Annotated in this window: 19 protein-coding genes and 5 tRNA genes; all 24 read right to left on the bottom strand. The window is 41.4% G+C overall.

Annotation, left to right across the window (positions count from 1 at the left end; all coding sequences use genetic code 11):
- Positions 1–49: 49 nt before the first annotated feature.
- On the bottom strand, positions 50–1,597 hold the full coding sequence (gene purH / locus QM830_RS09965; RefSeq protein ID WP_414326819.1) for a bifunctional phosphoribosylaminoimidazolecarboxamide formyltransferase/IMP cyclohydrolase: 1,548 nt from the start codon (positions 1,595–1,597) through the stop codon (positions 50–52).
- A 1-nt stretch (position 1,598) separates the two neighbouring features.
- On the bottom strand, positions 1,599–2,063 hold the full coding sequence (locus tag QM830_RS09970) for a GNAT family N-acetyltransferase (protein ID WP_126403571.1): 465 nt from the start codon (positions 2,061–2,063) through the stop codon (positions 1,599–1,601).
- A gap of 43 nt (positions 2,064–2,106) precedes the next feature.
- On the bottom strand, positions 2,107–2,658 hold the full coding sequence (purN, locus tag QM830_RS09975) for a phosphoribosylglycinamide formyltransferase (protein ID WP_414326821.1): 552 nt from the start codon (positions 2,656–2,658) through the stop codon (positions 2,107–2,109).
- Positions 2,655–3,677, bottom strand: a complete 1,023-nt coding sequence (gene purM, locus QM830_RS09980) for a phosphoribosylformylglycinamidine cyclo-ligase (RefSeq protein WP_414326823.1) — start codon at positions 3,675–3,677, stop codon at positions 2,655–2,657. The genes purN and purM overlap by 4 nt, the downstream gene beginning before the upstream one ends.
- Before the next feature lie 211 nt (positions 3,678–3,888).
- Complete coding sequence (purF, locus tag QM830_RS09985; protein ID WP_009731959.1) at positions 3,889–5,328, bottom strand: amidophosphoribosyltransferase; 1,440 nt, start codon at positions 5,326–5,328, stop codon at positions 3,889–3,891.
- Positions 5,329–5,340: 12 nt separating this feature from the next.
- On the bottom strand, positions 5,341–9,066 hold the full coding sequence (locus QM830_RS09990; protein WP_414326825.1) for a phosphoribosylformylglycinamidine synthase: 3,726 nt from the start codon (positions 9,064–9,066) through the stop codon (positions 5,341–5,343).
- A gap of 68 nt (positions 9,067–9,134) precedes the next feature.
- The gene (purC, locus tag QM830_RS09995; protein ID WP_414326845.1) at positions 9,135–9,842 is read right to left on the bottom strand and encodes a phosphoribosylaminoimidazolesuccinocarboxamide synthase; all 708 of its coding nucleotides are present in this window, start codon (positions 9,840–9,842) and stop codon (positions 9,135–9,137) included.
- 150 nt (positions 9,843–9,992) lie between these two features.
- Entirely contained in the window at positions 9,993–10,241 is a 249-nt protein-coding gene (locus tag QM830_RS10000) for a phosphopantetheine-binding protein (protein ID WP_009731956.1), read from the bottom strand.
- Between the two features lie 3 nt (positions 10,242–10,244).
- Positions 10,245–11,240 carry a phosphate acyltransferase PlsX gene (plsX, locus tag QM830_RS10005; RefSeq protein ID WP_009731955.1) on the bottom strand — a complete coding sequence of 332 codons (996 nt, stop codon included), beginning with the start codon at positions 11,238–11,240 and terminating at the stop codon, positions 10,245–10,247.
- Positions 11,237–12,016, bottom strand: a complete 780-nt coding sequence (gene recO / locus QM830_RS10010) for a DNA repair protein RecO (RefSeq protein WP_009731954.1) — start codon at positions 12,014–12,016, stop codon at positions 11,237–11,239. The genes plsX and recO overlap by 4 nt, the downstream gene beginning before the upstream one ends.
- Positions 12,000–13,181, bottom strand: a complete 1,182-nt coding sequence (locus tag QM830_RS10015) for a pyridoxal phosphate-dependent aminotransferase (protein ID WP_414326827.1) — start codon at positions 13,179–13,181, stop codon at positions 12,000–12,002. The genes recO and QM830_RS10015 overlap by 17 nt, the downstream gene beginning before the upstream one ends.
- 165 nt (positions 13,182–13,346) lie before the next feature.
- A complete protein-coding gene (gene srtB / locus QM830_RS10020) occupies positions 13,347–14,195 on the bottom strand; it encodes a class B sortase, LPKTxAVK-specific (RefSeq protein WP_414326828.1) in 849 nt (282 codons plus the stop codon).
- 89 nt (positions 14,196–14,284) lie between these two features.
- Complete coding sequence (gene abpA / locus QM830_RS10025; RefSeq protein WP_414326830.1) at positions 14,285–14,887, bottom strand: amylase-binding adhesin AbpA; 603 nt, start codon at positions 14,885–14,887, stop codon at positions 14,285–14,287.
- 248 nt (positions 14,888–15,135) lie between these two features.
- The gene (locus tag QM830_RS10030; protein ID WP_414326832.1) at positions 15,136–15,810 is read right to left on the bottom strand and encodes a hypothetical protein; all 675 of its coding nucleotides are present in this window, start codon (positions 15,808–15,810) and stop codon (positions 15,136–15,138) included.
- Between the two features lie 217 nt (positions 15,811–16,027).
- A complete protein-coding gene (locus QM830_RS10035) occupies positions 16,028–16,168 on the bottom strand; it encodes a hypothetical protein (RefSeq protein WP_414326833.1) in 141 nt (46 codons plus the stop codon).
- 49 nt (positions 16,169–16,217) lie between these two features.
- Positions 16,218–17,192, bottom strand: a complete 975-nt coding sequence (locus tag QM830_RS10040; RefSeq protein ID WP_414326835.1) for a ribose-phosphate diphosphokinase — start codon at positions 17,190–17,192, stop codon at positions 16,218–16,220.
- A gap of 178 nt (positions 17,193–17,370) precedes the next feature.
- A complete protein-coding gene (locus tag QM830_RS10045; RefSeq protein ID WP_414326837.1) occupies positions 17,371–18,660 on the bottom strand; it encodes a CHAP domain-containing protein in 1,290 nt (429 codons plus the stop codon).
- A 93-nt stretch (positions 18,661–18,753) separates the two neighbouring features.
- Positions 18,754–19,266, bottom strand: a complete 513-nt coding sequence (gene mreD / locus QM830_RS10050) for a rod shape-determining protein MreD (RefSeq protein ID WP_414326839.1) — start codon at positions 19,264–19,266, stop codon at positions 18,754–18,756.
- Positions 19,256–20,074 carry a rod shape-determining protein MreC gene (gene mreC, locus QM830_RS10055; protein WP_414326841.1) on the bottom strand — a complete coding sequence of 273 codons (819 nt, stop codon included), beginning with the start codon at positions 20,072–20,074 and terminating at the stop codon, positions 19,256–19,258. The genes mreD and mreC overlap by 11 nt, the downstream gene beginning before the upstream one ends.
- A gap of 62 nt (positions 20,075–20,136) precedes the next feature.
- Positions 20,137–20,224 (bottom strand) — tRNA-Ser (locus tag QM830_RS10060).
- A gap of 4 nt (positions 20,225–20,228) precedes the next feature.
- Positions 20,229–20,302 (bottom strand) — tRNA-Ile (locus QM830_RS10065).
- Between the two features lie 33 nt (positions 20,303–20,335).
- Positions 20,336–20,406, bottom strand: a tRNA-Gly gene (locus tag QM830_RS10070).
- A 16-nt stretch (positions 20,407–20,422) separates the two neighbouring features.
- A tRNA-Phe gene (locus QM830_RS10075) sits at positions 20,423–20,495 on the bottom strand.
- Between the two features lie 3 nt (positions 20,496–20,498).
- Positions 20,499–20,572, bottom strand: a tRNA-Met gene (locus QM830_RS10080).
- Positions 20,573–20,624 lie beyond the last annotated feature (52 nt).

Here is a 20,624-nt window from a genome sequence, read left to right on the forward strand (position 1 = left end):
TCTTAACCAGCAGAAAAGACACTCATCGTTGAATGAGTGTCTTTTTTGATTAATGTCTAAAATGTCTCACGCCTGTGAAGATCATGGCCAAGCCGTATTTATCAGCCGCTTCGATTGACTCTTGGTCACGGACGGATCCACCCGGTTGGATGATGGCTTTGATCCCTGTTTTGGCGATTTCTTCCACGTTATCTGCAAATGGGAAGAAGGCATCTGAAGCAAGCACAGCGCCGTCAAGACGGTCTTTCGCTTGATCAATGGCGATACGGACGGAAGCCACACGATTGGTTTGACCAGGGCCAACACCAAGTGTCATGTGATCGTTGGTCACGATAATCCCGTTTGATTTGACATACTTGATGGCTTTCCAAGCAAACTCAAGAGCAGTCGCTTCTATATCAGTTGGTTGGCGTTTGGTCACCACTTGCCAGTCAGCGGGACTTTCTTTCACCACATCTTGGTTTTGAACGAGAAGGCCACCAACAACACCTGTGTACTCAGCCTCTACTTCACTAGCATCTTGAGCGTCAAATGGCAAGGCAAGGATCCGCAAGTTTTTCTTCTTAGTAGTCAAGATTTCAAGTGCTTCGTCTGTGTAGCTTGGCGCGATGATGATTTCAAGGAAAACACCATGCATCTTCTCAGCTGTCGCAGCATCTACCTCACGGTTGAGAACGACGATACCACCAAAGATAGACACCGGATCAGATTCATAAGCGTAGTTCCAAGCAGTCTCGATGTCATCAGCCTGACCGATTCCACATGGATTCATGTGTTTCAACGCCACAACGGTTGGACGGTCTTTAAAATCGCGAATGATACGAATCGCAGCATCCGCATCACGGATATTGTTGAAGGACAACTCTTTCCCGTTGAGCTGCTTAGCCGATGCAATAGAGTAATCCGTCGGCAAAGCTTTTTGGTAGAAATCAGCGTCTTGTTGAGGGTTTTCCCCGTAACGCATAGCTTGTTTGAGATCATAGGTCAGAGTGAGTTTTTCAGGTTTGCTTTCACCCACTTGAGCTGTGAAGTATTCCGCAATCAAGGCATCATAGGCTGCTGTGTGACGGAATACTTTTGCTGCTAAACGTTGACGAGTTTCGTAAGAGGTTTCGCCGTTGGCTGCTAATTCGTCAAGAACAACAGCATAGTCAGCAGGGTCTACAACAACTGTTACGCTAGCGTGGTTTTTAGCTGCTGAACGAAGCATTGATGGACCACCGATATCGATGTTTTCAACGGCATCCGCATAAGTCACGTCTGGTTTGAGAATGGTTTCCTTGAAAGGATAGAGATTGACCACTACAAGGTCAATGAGCTCGATCTGATTGTCCTTAGCAGCATCAAGGTGACTATCAAGGTCACGACGAGCGAGAAGACCACCGTGGATATTTGGATGGAGAGTCTTCACACGGCCGTCCATCATTTCTGGAAAACCAGTCACATCGTCAATGGCAATGGTATCAACACCGGCATTGTCAAGGGCAACTTTGGTACCACCTGTTGAGATAATATCCCAGCCCAGAGTTTTCAGCTCTTTCGCAAATTCTACAATGCCTGTCTTATCTGAGACACTGATTAAAGCTTTTTTCGTCATTCTATTCCTCTTTCTTTAGGTCCAAGCGCATAGCGATTTCATTATTTTCTTCTATAAATCCTGTTTCCCGAAAACCCAGACTAGTCAGCAGGTGCTTCATTTTTTCATTTCCGACTACATAATCTGCGATAATATGATTGCAACATCTATCCATCTGAGCCTCTTTGATTAGAACTTCCAAGGCTTTTCGTCCATAACCTTTTCCTTGGTACTGCTGGCCAATCATTATCCGCCAGATAAAGTATTCTGCTTCATCCTTATCTATTTCCAGCAGGAGAAAACCAACTACTTGCTCATTCCAATAGATTGCCATTGGAAACACATCCCCATTCTCTCGGTAGAGCCATGCGTCAGCTAAAGAGCGCACATTTGGAGCTACGAAACGTGCTCGTTTATCAGCATCAGATATTTTCAGATCCAGCACTGCCTGAAAACTGCTCTCATCTACTAATTTCAGATTAATCATTTTTCTCCTACCAAGATTACACAATCAAAACTTGATTTCCTTCTTATTTCCTCTCCACTCCCAAATGTTCCAACACCTCTGGATAGAGCTTGTACTCTGTTTCGTGGATGCGAGTTTCGAAAGTATCCAGGGTATCACCTTCAAGGCGTGGCACACGGACTTGTTTGATGACCTTACCGGTATCCACACCAGAATCCACCCAGTGAATGGTCACACCAGACTGGGGCACGCCAGCATTCCAAGCATCTTCAATACCATGAGCCCCTGGAAATTCAGGGAGATAAGCCGGGTGAATATTGATAATACGGCCTTCATAAGCTGCTAGCAAGGTTGGGCCGACGATTTTCATATAACCCGCCAAACAGACTAGGTCAATCTCGTGCTCATCCAAGAGCTCGACAATAGCTCCTTCGTAGTCTGCTTTGCTCTCAAATTCCTTGAGTTTAAAAGCATAGGAAGGAACTCCAAGTTTTTCGGCACGCTCGAGCACATAGGCATCACGATGGTCTGAAAAGACAAACCCCACTGGAAATTCTTCAGCAATCACCTGAAAATTTGAGCCATTACCAGAGGCAAAAACCGCTATTTTTTTCATTTGATGATAACACTTTCGTTTTCTTTCTTGACAATCCGACCGATTTCATAAACAGGTTCGTCGAGAAGTTCTTTGACACGTTCCGCATTTTCTGGTTTCACTGCAAGCATAAGCCCTACACCCATGTTGAAGATTTCAAACATTTCTTCGTGTTTGATTTGTCCATATTTTTCAAGGGCTTTGAAAATTGGAAGAACTGGAACCTTGCTTTCGTCAATTTCAGCAGCCAAGTCATCTGAGAACATCCGTGGGACATTTTCGATGAAACCACCACCTGTGATGTGGGCAATCCCGTTGATCAATTCTTCTTTGATAAGAGGCAAAACAGCTTTGACGTAGATACGAGTTGGTTCCAAAAGGACTTCCTTGAGTTTTTTACCTTCCAACTCTGGGAGAACTTCTTCACCTGTATAATCCGCAAAGACACGACGAACAAGGGAGTAGCCATTTGAGTGGATACCGCTTGAAGCAAGTCCGAGAAGGACGTCTCCCTCTGCTACTTTTGAACCGTCGATGATTTGAGATTTTTCAGCCACACCGACTGCGAAACCAGCCAAGTCATAGTCGTCTTCGCCATACATACCAGGCATTTCAGCCGTTTCACCACCGATGAGGGCTGCGCCTGCTTGCACACACCCTTCTGCAACACCAGCAACCACTTGTTCTAGCTTAGCTGGTTCATTTTTCCCAGTCGCCACATAGTCTAGGAAGTAGAGGGGCTCTGCACCTGCAGCAATGATATCATTGACACACATAGCTACACAGTCTTGACCAATGGTATCGTGCTTGTCGTACTTGATAGCCAGCATGAGTTTGGTACCAACACCGTCCGTCCCTGAGATCAAAACAGGCTCTTTGACACCTGTTTTTGAAAGGTCAAACATACCACCGAAACCACCAAGAGCTCCCATAACACCTGCACGCTCTGTACGTGCTACGTGTTTTTTGATCCGTTCAACAACTTCATAACCCGCTTCAACATCCACACCGGACTGCGCGTAAGCATTTTTATTTGTCATTTGTTTATTCCTTTTCTTTTTTTGAGAAAGAGTGCGACGTATTTTTAGATAAACCATCTTTTTATCTAAAAATACTAGTCAGGTCTCTAGCTTTGGTCCCATAGGGCAAAGCGTCTACTGACAAATGCTTTAGCTTTTAGTCAGTAGTGAGACGTGGCGCATAAGCATTTTTATTCGTCATTTTATTCATTCCTTTTCTTTTGCACCGTTCTTAATAGAAAGAAGTATGTTCTTTCAAACTTTCTACGTAGCGTTCTTCGTAGTCATACAATGGGGTTGGGTATTTCCCATCAAAGTAGGCTACACAAAGACCACCGTTTGGTGCATCGGTATCAATGCCAATAGAATCAATCAAGCCATCAACAGATAAATAAGTCAAACTATCCGCACCGATAATCTCACAGGTTTCCTCTACTGTATGGTTGGCTGCGATCAACTCTTCGCGACTCTGAATATCAATTCCATAGAAACATGGATAAGCCAGAGCTGGGCTGGCAATTGCCACATGGACTTCTGTAGCCCCTGCTTCTTTCAACAATTTCACAATCCGACGAGAGGTCGTTCCCCGTACAATGGAATCGTCAATCATGACAACCCGTTTGCCTTTCACGACCCCAGATACGGCAGAGAGCTTCATCCGCACTCCTTGTTCCCGCAATTCCTGAGTCGGTTGGATAAAGGTCCGTTGAACATACTGATTCTTGATCAAGCCCATTTCATTTGGCAGACCGGATTCTTCCGCAAAGCCCATGGCCGCACTAAGAGAGGAGTTGGGAACCCCCACTACAATATCTGCCTGGTTCTTAAATTCTCTAGCCAACTGAGCTCCCATCCGCTTACGAGCTGTATGGACGTTGACCCCTTGGATATTGGAATCAGGACGAGCAAAATAGATATACTCCATAGAACAAATTGCTAGTTGAGTATCATCCGTATAGCGATCATAGGTAATACCGTTTTCATCAAAAATCACGAGCTCACCAGGATGCACATCTCGGATCCATTCTGCCCCAATCACCTCAAAGGCACAGGTTTCCGAAGAAACAACCAAGGCTCCATTTGCCATTTTCCCGATGGAAAGAGGACGGAAGCCATTTGGGTCTAGAGCTGCAATCAGCTTATCTTCAAACAGCATCAGATAAGCAAACCCACCTTTGACCGTATTGAGCGCTTCCTTGATTTTCCCCATAAAGGAAGGGTTGTGGCTCCGACGAATCAAGTGAGCCAGAATTTCTGAGTCAGAAGTCGAGCTAAAGATGGCTCCATTTTTTTCTAATTCCGATTTGAGCGATTGGGCATTGGTCAAATTCCCATTATGGGCCAGACCAAACTGCGTATCGTGAAAGCGGAAGAGGAAGGGTTGGATGTTATCCACAGACGCTTCCCCCGCTGTCGCATAGCGAACATGTCCAATAGCAGAAGATCCTGTCAATTTTTCTAGATTTAAAGGATTCCGAAAGACTTCTGAAAGAAGGCCTGTATCCCGATGGCGTCTCAAGGTCCCTTGGTCATTAGCCAGGATTCCTGCACCCTCTTGTCCCCGGTGTTGGAGACTGTGAAGCCCAAAATAAGTGAGTTTCGCAGCATCTGGATGTCCCCAAATCCCAAAGACTCCACACTCTTCATTAAGAGATTTTACTTCGTATGTCATGTTGTATACCTTTTATTTTCCAGTAAAATATTGAACCGCTGATGCAAAGAGATGCTGGTCTTTATTTCCTGGAATATTTTGGAAGAGACCGTCTTCGAAACGTTCTGAGTGTCCCATCTTCCCAATAATTTGACCATTCTTGCTAGTGATTCCTTCAATCGCATGAACAGATCCATTAGGATTGTATTTCGAATCCATGCTTGGTTTGCCTTCGAAGTCAACGTATTGGCTAAAGATTTGACCATTATCACGGAGTTCCTCAAATTCTTCAGCTGTCACGACAAACTTCCCTTCACCGTGTGATACTGGGATGGCATGGATGTCACCAACTTCTACTCCGGCAAGCCATGGTGAGTTGGTATTGGAAATCCGTGTTTCCACCATCTTAGCCACGTGTTGGTTGGCATCATTGTAGAAGAGGGTTGGACTTGTGCTGCTTGCATCTTCAAAGTTACCATATGGAAGAAGACCTGATTTGACAAGAGCTTGGAATCCGTTACAGATACCAATGATCAAACCACCACGTTCGATGAAGTGATCAATGGCTGCACGTACTTTTTCATTGAGCAAGATGTTCACGATAAATTTAGCTGATCCATCTGGTTCATCCGCTGCTGAGAATCCACCTGCAAAGAAGATAATGTTGGCTTTTTCAATGTTGTCAACCATGGTGTCAACAGACTTGACAATCGCTTCTTCGTTGAGTGTGACAAATGGTACCAAGTTGACTTTCGCACCTTCTTTTTCAAAGGCCTTAGCGGAGTCATACTCGGAGTTGGTACCTGGGAACACCGTAATGTAAACCACTGGTGTCGCAACTATTTCTTTGGCTTTAATCACAATATCTGATGCCACTGCAGGTACTTCTTCTAGTTCAGTAGCCTGTTCAAACTCAGTAGGGTAAACTTCTTCCAACTTACCTTGGAAGGCACTGTCAAGTTTGTATCCATCAAGCGTTACACCGTTGACAACTACTGTAAAGTCTCTAACTGTTTGACCGATCTTCTCTGCACCTGCAATCTCTTCAGGTGAAGTGAAGATGAATCCACCCAATTGGGCTGTCAAGCTACTGTCAAGCTCAGCTAATTGAACAGTGGCACCGATATGGTTCCCAAATGTTGCAAGGGCAAGAGCTTCAAGGATACCTCCATATTTGACAGCTGATGCTGCTGTCACTTTGTGGGTTGCTTGAATAGCTTCAAACTGAGCAAAGTTAGACTTGATAAGATCAAAATCAATTTCTTGGGCCAAAGCTTGACCTGGGATGTAATAGATATTTTCACCAGCAGCTTTAAATTCTGGAGAAAGGACCTTACGACTATCTGCAGTTGTGACACCAAAAGCAACCAAGGTTGGTGGTACTGTCAATTCTTCAAAGGTACCAGACATAGAGTCTTTCCCACCGATAGATGGCAACCCAAGTTGAATCTGCGCTTCAATGGATCCAAGAAGAGCTGCTACCGGTTGACCAAAACGCTCTGCTTGTTTATCCATCCGCTCGAAGTATTCTTGGTAAGAGAAGCGAGCCTTAGACCAGTTGGCACCAGCAGCAACCAAACGAGCAGTTGCTTCGATAACTGCATAAGCCGCACCATGATATGGAGACCATTCTGCTACATAAGGGTTGAACCCTTGCGCCATAACAGAAGCAGTTGTTGTCACACCATGCTGGACTGGCAATTTCTGTACAGAGGCTTCCGTTGGTGTAATTTGGTAGCGACCACCAAGTGGGTGATTGACTGTTGAACGACCAACTGAGCTATCAAAGATGGTTTGCAAGCCTTTTTGACTAGCATGGTTCAGATCAGCCAAGACTTCAAGAGTATCCGCTTCAAGGGTTTCAGCAGATGTTTGACGTTCTTCTGGAAGCTTGACATCCTTGTCAACCACCTTAGCATCTACAACCACACGTACACCGTTTGTATCAAGGAAACGACGTTCCAAATCAACGATGGTTTCACCATTCCAGTGCATGACAAGATTTGGTTTTTCCGTCACTGTCGCAACGACAACAGCATCAATATTTTCTTTGTTACATGCTGCAATGAAGGCATCTACATCTTCTGGACGAACCACTACAGCCATCCGTTCTTGAGATTCAGAGATGGCAATTTCGGTACCGTTCAAACCTTGGTATTTCAATGGCACTTTATCCAGATCAATTTCAAGACCATCTGCTAATTCACCGATCGCCACACAGACACCACCAGCACCAAAGTCATTTGATTTCTTGATCAGACGGGTCACTTCCCCATTACGGAAAAGACGTTGAATCTTCCGTTCTTCGATAGCGTTCCCTTTTTGAACCTCAGCACCAGCCGTTTCAACAGATTCAACCGTTTGAACTTTAGAAGAACCTGTCGCACCACCGACACCGTCACGTCCAGTCTTACCACCGAGCAAGATAATCACGTCACCTGCTTCAGGTTTTTCACGAACAACATTTTCCTTAGGAGCCGCACCGACAACGGCACCTAGCTCCATACGCTTGGCAACGAAACCTGGGTGGAAGTATTCGCGAACATAAGTTGTTGCAAGACCAATTTGGTTACCATATGAAGAATAACCATGAGCTGCTGTTTTAGAAATCACTTGTTGTGGCAATTTACCAGCGCGAGTCGCTGAAATCGGAGCTGTGATATCACCAGCACCTGAGATACGCATGGCTTGGTAAACGTAAGAACGACCTGACAATGGATCACGAATAGCACCACCGATACAAGTAGCCGCTCCACCAAATGGTTCAATCTCCGTTGGGTGGTTATGAGTTTCATTCTTGAACATGAGAAGCCATGGTTCTTTGACACCATTGACATCCACCTCAATTTCAACTGAGCAAGCATTGATTTCATCAGACACTTCCATGTCGTCCAAACGACCATTGGCACGCTCGTAACGGCCAAAAATAGTCGCCATATCCATCAAGGTTTGAGGTTTTTCCGTACGTCCCAACTCATCACGCATGGCAATATACTTGTCATAAGTCGCTTGCAATTGTTTTTGGAATTTAGAAGCTGAAAAGTCGATATTCTTCAACTCCGTCTCGAAAGTGGTATGACGACAGTGGTCAGACCAGTAAGTATCCAAAACCTTCAACTCAGTCTCAGTTGGCACACGTCCAATAGACTTGAAGTAATCTTGAATGAAGAGAAGGTCATCCACTTCCATTGCCAATCCTTGCTCAGCCTTATACTTTGCAAAATCTTCTGCTGTATAAGTTTCAAAGAAATCCAAGTTTGGAATGGTCTTGTCAGACTCAGAGAAATCCTGTTTGGCAATGCCAACAGTGATGTCTTTGAAACGAGAATCCACTGGATTCAAGAGATAGTTTTTAACAGCTTCCAATTCATTCGCATCAATATCCTTATTGACCAAGTACAATTGTGCTGTATTCACCGTTACATCATTTGAGCTACCAAGCAACAGCAAAGCTTCTTGCGAAGATGCCGCACGTTGGTCAAATTGACCAGGCAAACTTTCGATAGCAAAGAAAGCAACCTTCTCAAGATCAGCCTTAACCTCAGCTTCATCCAAAACAGTATCGGTCACCTGCTCAGAAAAAATATGTTTTTCCGCACGCGCAAACAAGTCCTCTGCCAAATTAAAAACATCGTAAACTTGAACAATCCGAAGATCCTTCAAAGTTTTCAACTGAAGATTATGCTGTAATTCTTTTACTAAAGAGTCAGATTTCACACGAAAATCAGCTTTTTTCTCAACGAAAATACGTTTATCCATTTTAGTTCCTTTATTTATTTCTATTCAAACATGCTCTTGAAAGACGAAGTTTTTCCCTTTCAAACAGGTTACTTCAAGCCCTGCAATTTCTCCAACACAACCTTGTACACATCTGTCAAACTTCCCAAGTCCCTACGGAAAACATCCTTGTCCATATGGTGCCCTTCCGCATCCCAAAGGCGGCAGTTATCTGGTGAGAATTCGTCTGCCAAGATGATCTTGCCATCCTTATCAAAACCAAATTCCAATTTGAAGTCAATCAAACGAAGACCAATTTGCGCAAACCAATCTTTCAGCAATTCATTGATACGACGCGTTTCTTCCTTAATAAAAGCAATTTGTTCATCATTGGCAATATCCAAAAACTTCACGTGTTCATCATTGATGAATGGGTCGTCCAACTCATCGTTCTTGTAGTAAAATTCAACGATTGGAGTTTTCAAGTCCAAACCTTCTTCAACGCCAAAACGTTTAGAAAAAGAACCTGCAGTCACATTACGAAGAACAACCTCCAATGGAATGATGGCAACTTTTTTATTGAGTTGTTCAGTATCAGAAATACGTTCGATAAAGTGAGTCTCCACTCCAGCTGCATTCAATTTTTCAAAAATAAGAGACGAAATCTGATTATTCAGCACACCTTTCCCCTCAATGGTTTCTTTACGAGCCCCATTCAGCATAGTGGCCTGGTCCTTATAGACCGACTTAATCACATGTTCGTCTTCTGTAGTATAGATATCCTTAGCTTTCCCAGTATAAATCAGTTGATTGGTCATGATTTTGTTCGCCTTTCGCATTTTATCACCTACATTCTATCACATAAAAATTATATTTTCAATAAATTTCCGTACAATATAGTCAAAATCCGAATGAAATGAACAGAAAAAAAGATCACTCAGAATAATATCTGAACGATCCCTTTTTCATTAATGAGCAGCAATTCGTTTGTCGATGTAGTCGACAACATCCCCTATTGTATTAAATTCATCAATAGCCTTGTCTGGAATCTCAATTTGGTATTCATCCTCAAGATTGATAATAAATTCCATCAACTCAACTGAATCTGCCTGTAAATCCTTTTTCAAGTCTAATTCTAAAGAGACTTGAAAATCTGGCCCCTTGCGGTCTTTGAGAAATTCCTCAATTGTCGCTAAAATTTCATTTTGTTTACTCATACATTACCCTTCTTTCGATAATTCCTTCACTGATTTTCCAACAACATCTGTCTCTAACATAGTCCGAACTTGGCGAATCGTGCTATAGACTGCCTTTGCATCACTCGAACCATGCGTTTTAACAACAGGTGCCTGAAGACCAAACAAGACAGCACCTCCAACATCTGAGAAATCTAAGGTCTGCTTCAATGATTTCAAACTGTCCTTAAGCAGAAAAGCTCCTAATTTCGCCTTCCAGTTTCCAGTCGTAATCGCTTGTTTCAACTGCTTCAAGATTCCGAAAGCCGTTCCTTCCATGGTTTTCAAGACAGCGTTTCCCGTGAAACCATCTGCCACAACAACATCTGCAACGCCATCCATCAAATCACGCGCTTCCACGTTTCCAACAAAATGAATCGACTCATCCTCAGACAATAATTGATAGGTTTCCTTTCGTAAAGAATCCCCTTTACTAGCTTCTGTCCCATTGTTCAATAGACCCACGCGTGGTTTTTGAATCCCACGAACATTTTCAGCATAGTAAGATCCCATCACAGCATACTGATGCAAGTGCTCCGGTGTATTTTCCGCATTGGCACCTAAGTCCAGCATATCATAACCACGCCCATCAACCGTTGGAAGTGTAGACATCAAACCTGGACGTTCCACTCCTTTGATACGACCGACAATAAAGAAACCTGCCGCCAACAAGGCGCCCGTGTTCCCCGCAGACAACATAGCATCTACATCTCCAGCCTTCACATCCTTGGCAGCCAAGACCATAGAAGCTTGCTTCTTCCGACGAATAGCACGCGTCGGCTCATCATCTGAATCGATTTTTTCTTCCGTATGAACAATCGATACACGCTCTGTTGCTGTTAAATAGTTTTTGATTTTTGCCTCATCACCATACAAGACAACCTCAATATCATCAAAATCACGAATGGCTTGATTCACGCCTTCTACCAAGGCTTGAGGTGCATTATCGCCCCCCATTGCATCTACTGCAATTTTTTTCATGTTTCACCTCCAGATGAATCTTTCATAATCGCTCCCCAATCACTCAAAGAATCGATAAACTTTTTAGCTTTTAAATGGATCCCTACATACTCCTCATACAACTGATCGATTGCCTGACGCAGAGCTAGTTTCATCTCCTCTTGTAGGGAAATTGTCTCTAACTCACTGAATCGAACAGCTTGGAACTGATCCAATAAATAAACAACATTCGGATGCCAGTGAGCTCGCCTTTCATCCCGATCATAATGATCCGGACAAAGGACCCCACTATACCGAAAGGAATAGTCAAAAGGAAGACCAACCCGATGACAGAAACAACATTCATGCAGGTTCAAGACAACCCCAAACCTCGAAAGAATCTGAATCTCAAAAATATTGGTTATCACCTCGTAATCCAAGCCATCTTCCATCAAAGACAAGGTCTTCTCTAAAAACACAAACAAGGCCGGATCTACTTGATTATCCTGGATACATGCATCCGCAAGTGCCAGAACATAGGTCGCATAAGAAAGAGCAAAAAGATCTGCATTGATTTTCTTATAGACCTGTACATCTTGGAAATCATCAATATAACTCAACCCATCATCATTGATTTTCAGAAACATATCTGCCGTTACCAAAGGTTGCAACATGGGATTCAGCCGGGATTTCCCAGCATGCTTTACAAAAAACATCCGCTTGCCCGACTTCTCCGTGAAGATCTTGACCAACTTGTCCTCCTCACGAAATTCCCGATTATACAGTACAATTCCCCGGGTCTCAATTGACTCCAGCATGTTCTTCCATATACTCCTTCAAGCGTTTCATAGCTTCCTCAATAACCTCCATGCTGGCTGCATATGACAAGCGCACATAGCCTTCGCCATATTGGCCAAAAGCAGCCCCAGGAATAAAAGCAACTGCTTTTTCACGTGCAAAATCTTGCAAGAAAGCAAAGGAATCCTGATTATAACCAGCCGGTATCTTAGCAAAAATATAGAAAGCCCCATCTGGCTTAATCATCTCAAACCCAAGCGCGGACATCTTTTCAATAATATAATCCCGACGTTTCACATATTCCTGCTTCATTGGCTCTGCATCATCCCGACCTTCTGTCAAGGCTTCGATCGCAGCATACTGGTTCATGGTGCCAGCAGCCGTTACCAAATACTGATGACTCTTGATGAGCTGGGCCGTCAATGCAGCTGGGGCAAAGATAAAACCGAGTCGCCAGCCTGTCATGGCATGAGATTTAGACAAGCCATTAATAACAATGGTCTGCTCAGGGATAAATGTTGCCATGGAAACATGTGCTTCCCCTGTATAAGTCAGCTCTGAATACACTTCATCACAGATGACAAAAATCTCATATTTTTTCAAGACAGCAGCCAATTCTGACATCTGTTTGCGCGAATAAGTGACACCCGTTGGATTAGCTGGATAGTTAAGGATAACAGCCTTCAATTTTTCACCCTGCTCTAGAATAGCCTTTTCCAACTTTTCAGGCGTTAAGACAAAACGATCTGCTGTCGTATCAATTTCAACAACATCTGCTCCCACCAAATTTATAATCGGTTCATAACCAGGATAAGCCGGAGCAGGTAATAGCACTACATCACCAGGCTCCAAGATTGCTGTCAAGGTGGTAGATAAGGCTTCAGTCGCACCAATCGTAACCAAAATCTCATCCTCAGGACGGTAGTGAATTCGATACTTATCAGCTACAAACTGACTAGCAGCCTCACGCAAAGCTAGCAAGCCACTCATTCCTGTGTAATGACTGAAATTCGCATCAATAGCAACCTTTCCAGCTTCTTTCACATGTTCAGGAGTTGTAAAATCCGGTTCCCCCAACGTCAAACGCAAGACACCAGGAATTGAAGAAATCGATTGGTCAAACTGACGAATCAAAGAAACTTCAATTCGACTCAGATTTTTATTAAAACGTTTCGTTAAATCCATAGAACACCTCCAAAAACAGTTATATTCATTATACTATAAATAGAACCCCATCGCAAAAAAACAATCAGATCCCTCCATTTTTCAAACAGTTGAACACAGGCCAACCATATTTCAATCATCCTGATAAACAAAAAAAGACTTAGCAATGCTAAGTCTTTCAAGACATTATTGTTGACCACGTGTTGCCACGTATTTCAATTGATCTGCATGTTTCGCCACAAAATCCTTCATTTCTGAATCAGGAATTTGACGAAGGTAGAGGTTAGAACGAATGGTTTCATCCTCTTCACGACAAGTTGACAATACTAAATACTTATCAGATGCTTTGATCTTGATATTAGGGTTCTTCGTACGAGCTGACTCATAGATGTTCTTCAATTGTGTCGTAAAATCATTGTCATCTGTAAAGCTTGTACGGTAGAAAGCAGTATCCTCAGGTACAATAACCAAGCCCATCGCTTCATAGTAGTATTTCCGCTCTGGAGTTTCAATCACGACATATGGATGTTGATCCAAATACTCTTGTTTATCGTAGTAGTTGATGTCATTAAACATACGGTGATCACCAACTTTACTACCGCGCGCATGTCCAAATAGCCATGTCAAACGATCACTAAAGTCTTTCTTGTTATCCATATCCATGAAGACCGTACCCATATAAGGTTCATTTCCACCATCAAACGTCTTATCCAAGTATGTTGCATTATCTCCTGTTTGAACAACAGGCTCATCCAACTCAGTACCCGGTGCATAGACATAAGCAATCGCTTCAGGGTTAACAGCCGTTAATTCGGCAAAACGATTTTTTAGGTAGTCTTTTTCTTCTTGACTTGGTTCATATTTAGTTTCTTGCTTAGTTGAACTTGTTCCAGTTGCTTTTTTAGCCGTGTTAGATGATTTGCTTCCTCCGAATGGATTAAAGAAAATAAAACCAGCTACAATCACAACAACTGCAACAAGAGCAGCAATCATAACACCTAATTTATTTGAAGCTTTTTTTCCAGCTCTTTTCATTCAATTGATCTCCTCTTGATGATTTTTTCTAAAAAATAACACTGAACCCGAAGGTCCAGTGATATTTTACGAGCTAATTAATAATCAAATTATTTAACTGCGCTTGTTTTTGGAAGAGCTTTACCAGCTTGTTTTGAACCAGCTTTACCAGCTTCTGCTGCTTTAGCTGCTTCTGCTGCTTTTTTAGCTTCTTCTTGAGATTTAGCTTGATCATTGTTAGCAGCTGCATCAGCAGAACCACCATGGTTAAGAGCTTTATCTTCTGCATCACGCATTTCACGAGTTTTGTTGTCTTGAACACCAGATGCATCGTTCCAGTATTTACCTTCACGTTGTGCTGCTGCACGGTATTTATCTTGAAGTTTAGCTACATATTTGTTACGTACAACATTACGAGCTTCAGTACGAGCAGCTTCTACTTTTGCAACATAAGAGTCGTAAAGATGACCTGATCCGTATGCTTCAAGTGCTTGTTTAGCCGCAACAACTGCTGCATCATTTTCAGCTTCAGCGTTGATATCAGCTTCGTGAGCTGCTACTTGTGTGTTTGCTTCGTCTGCGATATCGCGTTCAGAAACATAGTGTTTTTGGATCAAAGCATTTGAGCTATCGTAGTTGTCAGATGCAAATGCTGGTGCTGCTGCTGCAAATACTGCAAGAGCTGCTACTGATGATAATAAAACTTTTTTCATTGTTTTATCTCCTTTTTTTCTTTTCAAAAATTATTCGTTACTTCGTAACTATGACTAGTATACTAGGATATTCTGCCTATGTCAAGACTTTTCTTATTTTTTTTGAAAAAAACTATCAATTTTTTTCCTATTTCCAATGAATATTTCTTTATGGATATAAAATTTTATTATTGTATTTATACTTTAGTCCATGTTTCTAAATCCTTAAAAAGAGGGCAACTGCCCTCTTAAAAATTACATTAAATCTATTATTGGTTGACTACTGAAGAGTAGTTTGTGCTAACAAATGTTTCTACAGCCTTGAATGTTTCGTATTGTTGACCATCTTTAGCTGGTTTTTCTTCTTGTGAAGCAGAACCATAACGAGAATTTGGATCAACAGTCACAAGACGTTTACCATCGTCATATGAACCATTATAAGAATAGTTAGTATTTCCGTATGTTTCTACAGCTTTGAATGTTTCATATTTTTGACCATCTTTAGCTGGTTTTTCTTCTTGTGAAGCAGAACCGTAACGAGAGTTAGTTGTTCCAGTTACATTTTTTTCTGAAGGAAGGTCTTTTTCAGCTGTAACTGCAACTGGTTTTTTAGGTGCAACTGGAGAAGATACTTCTTGAAGAACACCATCTTTTTTATCACCTTTTGGTTGTTGAACTTGTACAACTGCAACTGGTTTTTTAGGTGTAGCTGGTTTTTCTGGTACAGCTGGTGTAGCTGGTTTCTCCGGTACAGCTGGTGTAGCTTGAGTTGGTTTTGAAGGAGCTACTACCTTCTTTCCAAGACCTTGGTAAGTTTGAGCATAGTATGATCCAAAACGGTTATTTGGATTATCTTTGCTGTTTGCCAAAGTTGAAGCAAAAACAACTGAAGTTGCTGCTACAGCTGAAAGAACGACGGCACTTGATAATAAAACTTTTTTCATAATAGTTTTATCTCCTTTTTCATATTTAATATAGATTGCTCTATACTGAACATTTTATACATATATGTTTGGTTTGTCAAGTGATTTTACAATAAAACACTTTAATATCAACAAAATAATTTTAAATTTAGGTCTATTTGATACCAAAAATTACGATTTCGAGATAATTCTACATAAAAAGAAGAAGTCAGGATATAACTTCTTCTTTTCCTTTAAACTATTTCACAGCCTTATTTTCTGGCAACCTCTTCTTGGGTAAACTAGGGTCTACCTTGGCTTCTAATTCGTGAGCTGACTTGACCAGTTCTTTTCGCTTCTTTTCTTTTTTTAGCTCTTGCCACCATTGTCTGATTCCCATTTGTACTTCCTCCTATACAAAAGAGGCCAGTTTCCCAGCCTCCTTATTGTTAACATTTTTTGGCATTTCCGGTTTCAAATAGAGGGGAAAGAGGACGATTTTCATGAATACGCACAATTGCTTCAGCAAGCAGTTTGGCAATTGAAATTTGCTCAATCTTGTCAATTAATCGTTCTTCTGGTAGGTAAATCGTATCCAAGACGACTAATTTCTTAATCGCTGATTTTTGGATATTATCTAAGGCTGGCCCAGATAGAACAGGGTGGGTACAGCTCGCATAGACTTCAACTGCGCCTGCTTCTGCAAGAGCATCCGCCGCATGACAGATTGTACCAGCTGTATCAATCATATCATCAATCAAGATACACGTTTTGCCTTCAACATTTCCAATGATGTTCATGACTTCACTCGTATTCATCTTATCAACACTACGACGTTTATCAATAATTGCAATCGGAGTCTTTAAAAACTCAGCTAACTTCCGAGCGCGAGTCACACCACCATGGTCAGGACTGACAACCACATAGTCTTTTCCAATCATTCCACGACGTTCAAAATAATCAGCAATCAATGGAGCACCCATCAAATGGTCTACAGGAATATCAAAGAAACCTTGAATCTGAGCAGCATGCAAATCAATGGTCAATAACCGATCAACACCTGCAACTTCAAGCATATTAGCTACTAACTTAGAAGTAATTGGCTCACGGGCCCGAGCCTTCCGGTCCTGACGGGCATAACCGTAATACGGCATCACCACATTAATCGATTGTGCGCTTGCACGCTTCAACGCATCCACCATAATCAAAATTTCCATAAGATTATCGTTAACGGGTGAACTAGTAGATTGTAAAATATAAACATCTTTCCCACGGATTGATTCTTCAATATTGACCTGAATTTCTCCATCAGAAAATTGACGAACAGTTGACTTTCCAAGCGGCAATCCCATTTCACGAGACACACGTTGAGCCAATTCTTGATTTGACGACAAGGCAAAGAGCATTAAATCAGAAAATGACATGATTTCCTCCAGTAAAATCTAAAACCATATTGTACCCGCAGTACAAAATTCTCCTATCATCATTTTATCGCTTTTTAATCAAATATTCAAATATTAATTTATGGAAAATAGAAAAAGAAGCCCTCCTCATCTCTCACAAAAAAAGAAGCAGAACCATTGTCCCGCTTCAAAAAAATTCTTAGTTAGGATAGATATAAGTAACAGTACCTTGAGCTGTTGTAGGGTTAAACCAACCACGGTAGTTACCAATGCTTCGGATACCGTTATAGTTAGATTCAGATACTTGAATGCTTGTAGTAGATTGAACCGCTGTAACAACCGCTACGTGTCCATATCCACCATCATTCCAACATGCAATTGCTCCAACTTGAGGTTGAGATCCTGTACGGAATCCTGCTGCTGCAGCGCTTGCTGCCCATTGTCCACCATTACCCCAGTAATCTCCAGCCCATGGAGCCAATGTTTTCGCACCCCAAGTACATTCACCAACTGGATAAGAAGATGCAGATGTACTATAAGTAGGACGAGAAGTAGTTGCTGCTGGAGCTGGAGCTGCTGCCGCCTGAGTTTGAACAGCTGGCTGCGCTGTTGCTTGAGTTGTAGCAGGTGCTTGAACAGCTGGTTGTGCTGTTGCTGCTGGAGCTGCTACAGCTTCAGTTGCAGCAGGTGTTTGAGTTGCTGCTTGAACCTGAGCTTGAAGAGTCGTATTAGCAGAAGCTTTCACTGCTTCTTGTTGTTCTTTTTGTTTTGCACGGTAAGCTGCCTCAGCTGCTGCCGCTTCAGCCGCTGCTTTTTCAGCTTCAGCTTTTTGTTGCAATAAAGCATTCTTTTCGTTCTCAGCAGAAGACTTTTCAGCTGCCAAGTTTAATTGTGCAACTTTTAACTCAGCTTCTTTTGTAGATAAAGCTTGTGCATCATCTTCTAATTGCTGTTTATTCGCAATTACAGTATTGATTGCATCATTGTTTTCTTTTTGTTTCTGCGCAATTTCTTCTTTATCGCGTTTTTGCTCTTGCAACATTTTGTTGTTAGCATCTGCGATTTCATTCATAGCAGAAATACGTGAAATAGCTTCTGTTAAAGAACCAGAGCTTACGATCGCATTAATATAGCTTGTAGCAGTTCCAGTTGTTTGAGCACTACGTGCTTGATTTGCAAGTGATTCTTGACGAGCAACAATATTTTTCGACAACTCATCAATCTCAGCTGATAATCTTTCAGATTCTTCATTCAAACGATCATTTTCAGCTTGAAGGTCTTCCTGTTGTTTTTTAATTTCAGATACTTGACCTTGGATTTGATCAACTTGAGCTTGTGCACTTTGTTGTTGTTGATTAATACTATTGATTTTGCTATCTTGAGCAGCAATCTTATCATCTGTAGAATCAGCTGATACTCCAGCTACAATAGCTCCTTGTGATAAAGCAACTGTACTTAATAAGATTGTGGCAAATAATTTTTTCTTCATTAGATATTTTTTCCCTTTCTAATAAGACACTAACTAGTATAACAAAATTTTTCAAATTTTATGTTACGCTATTGTTACATTTTTATTTCGTCTTTATAAATAAATCTTTTCAAGTAAAGGTTGCAACACTATTAATAGAAGTAAATTCAAAATAAGACTTGGTGCAATTTGGTAGACAATCACTGCTAGCATATCAAAATTCATACCATTGAAAAGAAGCAACAGAAGACTTGTAAAAAATTGAAAGAATAGAATCGTTAGTAAAAAAGTAAAAAATCGAGTAAAACGATTAGCCAGAACGATTTGATTGCAACGAAAAATAATCACCTGTAATAAAGGCAACAGTAGAAAGGCAATTCCAATAGTATTTAAGAAATACACATCGAAACAAAAACCAAAAAAAATCCCCAACCATATACTTGCTATCTCAGAGAAATAGAGACTCAATAACACAAACCCATATAGAAATAGAAACGAAGTAGGGTGTAACGAATTTGGTATCAAATGAGAAATAATAAAAGAGATTTGCCCATCAATGAATAAAGATAAGAACAGGATTAAAGGGAAAAAATAGTACTTACGTATTACTTTCAAACTAGTCTCCAATCAATACTACAAAGCGATTCACATCCAAATTAGCCTTCGGTTTCACTCGAATTTCTTGCCCTAATTGATCGGATGCTTTTTGTACAGAAGTGACAGTACCAACAGGTAAATCACCTGATTTGTATTTTCCTAACCCACTTGTTGAAACAAGGGAACCAGTTTTTATTTCAATCGGATCCCCAATTTGGAGTAAACGTAACTCACCAGATTTCTCATCATAACCATTAAGTAAGGCAAAAATAGATTGCCCTTGTCCCTCAATTTTAAGTGTTAAATGTTGTGAAGAAACGTGATCTTCAAACAATAATTTAACTTTACTGGAATTCTTTTCAACACTTTCCACCAAGCCAATTACCCCACCAGAAGTAAGCACAAACATGGAATCTGAAACTCCATCTGAAATTCCTTTATCAATAATAAATTCTTTATCCCATGAACGATAACTTCTATCAACAATTTCAGCAACTACTTGTTTAGATCCTGATACAGAATCTTTAATATCTAACAAATCCTTTAACTCTTTATTTTCTTTTTCAAGACGCTTGAGTTTTGATCGATCTACATCATGCTGATAAAGCAGAAATTTTAAAGAATTATTTTCATCGTTCAGTTTGGATAAATCCTTAAAATCATTTGACTTTGATTCTAAAAAAACAAATGGAAATGAGACAACTCTGTCAATACTTGTTAGAATATCAGAAGATTTTAACACAATCACATTTCGAACAGATGGAAAAAGAAATAATATTCCTGAAACTAATACAACAAAACAAAAACTAAAAATTTTTAAAAAACGCCTCAAGAACATAGATTTAACCTTCAAAAATATAAAAAATAGTTTGAGATTTCATCTCAAACTTCAAACATATACGGAGAATGGGGGATTCGAACCCCCGCGCCGGTTACCCGACCTAACGATTTAGCAAACCGTCCTCTTCAGCCTCTTGAGTAATTCTCCAAAATGGGCACGAGTGGACTCGAACCACCGACCTCACGCTTATCAGGCGTGCGCTCTAACCACCTGAGCTACGCGCCCAAGTTAAAAACTTGGTAATGAACAAATGTTCAAAGCGGGTGACGAGAATCGAACTCGCGACAACAGCTTGGAAGGCTGTAGTTTTACCACTAAACTACACCCGCTTATTATTAAAGAAAATGGCGCGAGACGGAATCGAACCGCCGACACATGGAGCTTCAATCCATTGCTCTACCAACTGAGCTACCGAGCCAAATTGCGGGAGCAGGATTTGAACCTACGACCTTCGGGTTATGAGCCCGACGAGCTACCGAGCTGCTCCATCCCGCGTTACTATTAAGGAGGATGTGGGATTCGAACCCACGCACGCTTTTACACGCCT

Source organism: Streptococcus sp. OMI750 (genome assembly GCF_047463895.1).
GTDB lineage: Bacteria > Bacillota > Bacilli > Lactobacillales > Streptococcaceae > Streptococcus.